Genomic DNA, 3340 nt, shown 5'->3' on the forward strand with positions numbered 1-3340 from the left:
CCCGGGGGGCTACCCACCGCACACAAAAATGCCCCGACCCCCGTCACGCCCCCCCCACCGCGCGGTGGGCGGGGCGTGACGGGTCACGACAGGGCCAGGAACAGTTTCTCCAGCCGCTCCTGGCTGATCGGCGGCTGCTCGCCGCGCTCGCGCGCCATCTGGCACTGCTGCATGCCCGTCGATATGATCTTGAATCCGGCCCGGTCCAGCGCCTTGGAGACCGCCGCCAGCTGGGTCAGCACCCGCTCGCAGTCGTCCCCGTTCTCGATCATCGCGATCACTCCGCCCAGCTGCCCCTGGGCCCGCTTGAGTCGTGTCAGCGCGTCCGACAGGACCGTCGCGTCCATCTCCATCCCGCCTCACCTCCGCCCTCAATATACCCCCGGGGGTACATGGGCGCGGTGTGAAAGACCTCACGCCGGCGGTCCGAAGTGACCGATGAACCAGTCGCGGGCGAGGGCGGCGACGCTTTCGAGTGCCCCTGGCTCTTCGAACAGGTGGGTGGCGCCGGGGACGATCTGGAGCAGGCTCTCGCAGCGCAACCGTTCCTGCGCGGCCCGGTTGAGGTCGAGCACCATCCCGTCGGCACCTCCCACGATCAGCAGGGTCGCCGCCCGCACCTCGGGCAGCCGCGGCCCGGCCAGATCGGGCCGCCCGCCCCTGGAGACGACGGCGGCGACCTCGCAGCCCGGCTCCGCCGCCGCCCACAGCGCGGCCGCCGCTCCGGTACTCGCTCCGAAGTAGCCGACAGGAAGGCCCGCCGCCCAAGGTTGATCGCCCAGCCAGCCGGTCACCCGGACGAGCCTTTCGGCCAGCAGCCCGATGTCGAACACGTTGCCTCTGTCGGCCCCCTCCTCCAGGGTGAGCAGGTCGAACAGGAGCGTCCCCAGACCGGCGCCGTTGAGCACACCGGCCACGTACCGGTTACGCGGGCTGTGCCGGCTGCTACCGCTGCCGTGCACGAACACCACCACTCCCCCGGCACCGTCCGGGACGACGAGCTGACCGGGCAACCCGACCTGCCCGGCGTCCACCAGGACCTCCTCGTCGAGGCCCGGCGCATCGGAGGTCGCGCTCCCGTCGCGCTCCCCCGCCGCGGACGCGGCCCTTCGGAGCAGCTCGGCCACCTGCTCATCGGTGGTCTGGGAAAAATTGATGTACCAGACGCCGACCGCCAGAAGGCGTTCCGGTGTCCGCAGGCAGACCACCTCGTCGGCGACCTCGCGCAGGCTCGCGATCGTCTCCGGTGACCCCACCGGCACCGCCAGCACCACCCGTGAGGCGCCCCGCGCCCGGGCGACCTGGCAGGCGACACGCGCCGTCCCTCCGGTGGCGACCCCGTCGTCCACCACGATCGCCGTGCGGCCCGTCAGGTCCACCGGAGCGCGGTCGCCGCGCAGTTGGCGCGCGCGGCGCAGGACCTCGGCCCGCTCGTACTCCTCCACCTCGGTCGTCTCCGCGTAGGTGAGTTCCGTGAGCAGCACGATGTCGTGATTGATGACGCGGACCCCGCCCTCCCCCACGGCGCCGAACCCGAGTTCCGGCTGGAACGGCACCCCGAGCTTGCGGACCACGATCACGTCCAGTGGCGCGTCAAGGGCCCGCGCCACCTCGAACGCCACCGGCACGCCGCCCCTGGGCAGACCCAGAACGACCACTTCTTCATCAGCACCGACAGACCCGCGTAACCGCTCGGCCAGCCGCAGGCCCGCATCCTGACGATCGGCGAACACCACGCCCCCCTTCCGACGCCCCGCGCACCTCCGCTCACCTGCGGAGCCTCGAGATCACGTCCGCGTCCGGCTTCGCCGGGCAACCGGCCGCTCATCGGTCGCCGCGGCCCTTCTCACAGCCGACGGCGAGACCTCACCCCCAACAGCCAATGTCAGCCGCCGGGGCATCCCGGCGCCAGGGCTGAAGGCCCCGGTTCGCAAGGGCGAAAGGTCCCGGTTCGGAGTCCCATATAGGAGAACAACCGGCCAGGCGGACCCATTTCACGAGTATCGGCCCGCTTCCCAACCGCTGTTGGAGCGCCGCTCCCCCGGGGATTCACGGGGATGAAGGCTCAGGACACGATGCCGCCCTCGCGCTCTTCGAGCACGCGGCCGTTCTCGTCCACGATCAGGTATTCGAGCTGGCGGCAGCCGATGCCCGCCTCGCCACAGGCGGCGATCAGAGCCCTCAGGCGGGCCTCCGCCTCGGCGACCGTCGCCGTGAGGGTGCCGGACAGCAGATAATAGGGCTCCTGATCACGGGCGTTCGGGAGGTGAACCCCGGGCTGGGCGTAGATCGAGAGGATCTCGCTGTCGTAGTCGATCTCCCAGCCGAAGAAGTGGAGCGCGACGCGGACCGGGCCACCCGCCCAGACCTCCAGAACGCGCGCCATGGTCATGTGGTCGTCACCGTCCAGAACCCCGGCGTACTCGACGTACTCGATGTCGGCCATGGTCACGATTATCACACCAGGGAGAGACCGGCCAGATGGAACCGGGGCGCCGGCGAGAGCTCGGGCGGCCTGGAGACGGGGGCGCCGGGACGGCAACGGCGCCGGACGCGTACCGCGGACCTCCCCGAAGGCCGAACACCGCCAATGACAGGACTTTAGCCCCTAACGTCCCCGGTACGCCGACGGGCAGCCTGGGAGGCATGAAGCTCGACTCGGCAGGCCTTGAAGTGCTTTCCCGGCCGGAGTGCCTCGAACTCCTGGGCTCGGTCTCGATCGGACGGATCGTGTTCACCGACCGTGCCCTTCCGGCCGTGCAGCCGGTCAACTTCGTCCTCGACGGCGAGACGGTGGTGATCCGCACCACCATCGGCTCCAAGCTCGCCGCGGCGGCCCGCGACGCGATCGTCGCCTTCGAGGCCGACGACTTCGATCCGTCGGCGCGCACCGGCTGGTCGGTCACCGCGGTGGGGCCCGCGCGAGCCGTGTACGAGTCGCGGGAGATCGAACGCCTGGCCCGGCTGCCCCTGACCACCTGGGCACCGGCAAGCCGGGACCACTACATCCTGGTGCAGACGGGCCACCTCACCGGCCGCCGCATCTCGCCCAGGCCCGTCGACGACCAAGCCCGGTGAGGCCGTGTTCGACCGGCGTCCGGTGACCGTCACCGACGAGATGGCGATCGTCCAGGGGAGCACCGCCTACCCGGACCCCACATACAGCGACCTGTGGGTGATCCGGCTTGACGCCGATGACCGCTGCCGCGAGTTCACCGGGTGCCGGATGGAACACCCCGCCCCCACGGCAGGGTGAACCGGCCGGGCGCGGCCGGTCTTCCGAGGTGGCGGGCGCGGTCCCGGCCGACGTTTCGGCTCTGCTCGCCGGAGAGGCCGGGTG

Annotated in this window: 5 protein-coding genes; 2 read left to right on the top strand and 3 right to left on the bottom strand. The window is 71.0% G+C overall.

Going from position 1 to position 3340, the window contains the following annotated elements:
- Positions 1–83: 83 nt before the first annotated feature.
- From ABZU75_RS45875 to ABZU75_RS45885, 3 genes are all read right to left on the bottom strand, one after another.
- Positions 84–353, bottom strand: coding sequence for a metal-sensitive transcriptional regulator (locus tag ABZU75_RS45875; RefSeq protein ID WP_030914234.1), 270 nt, complete (start codon positions 351–353; stop codon positions 84–86).
- 60 nt (positions 354–413) lie between these two features.
- Complete coding sequence (locus ABZU75_RS45880) at positions 414–1733, bottom strand: phosphoribosyltransferase (RefSeq protein WP_355569708.1); 1320 nt, start codon at positions 1731–1733, stop codon at positions 414–416.
- A 332-nt stretch (positions 1734–2065) separates the two neighbouring features.
- On the bottom strand, positions 2066–2446 hold the full coding sequence (locus tag ABZU75_RS45885; RefSeq protein ID WP_355569713.1) for a hypothetical protein: 381 nt from the start codon (positions 2444–2446) through the stop codon (positions 2066–2068).
- A 200-nt stretch (positions 2447–2646) separates the two neighbouring features.
- On the opposite strand from ABZU75_RS45885, the gene ABZU75_RS45890 reads away from it, so the two are divergent.
- Both ABZU75_RS45890 and ABZU75_RS45895 read left to right on the top strand, forming a co-directional pair.
- Positions 2647–3078, top strand: coding sequence for a pyridoxamine 5'-phosphate oxidase family protein (locus tag ABZU75_RS45890; RefSeq protein WP_350926016.1), 432 nt, complete (start codon positions 2647–2649; stop codon positions 3076–3078).
- Between the two features lie 4 nt (positions 3079–3082).
- A complete protein-coding gene (locus tag ABZU75_RS45895; RefSeq protein ID WP_355569717.1) occupies positions 3083–3256 on the top strand; it encodes a hypothetical protein in 174 nt (57 codons plus the stop codon).
- Positions 3257–3340: the final 84 nt, after the last annotated feature.

The sequence above is a fragment of the Streptosporangium sp. NPDC005286 genome (genome assembly GCF_040607515.1).
GTDB lineage: Bacteria > Actinomycetota > Actinomycetes > Streptosporangiales > Streptosporangiaceae > Streptosporangium.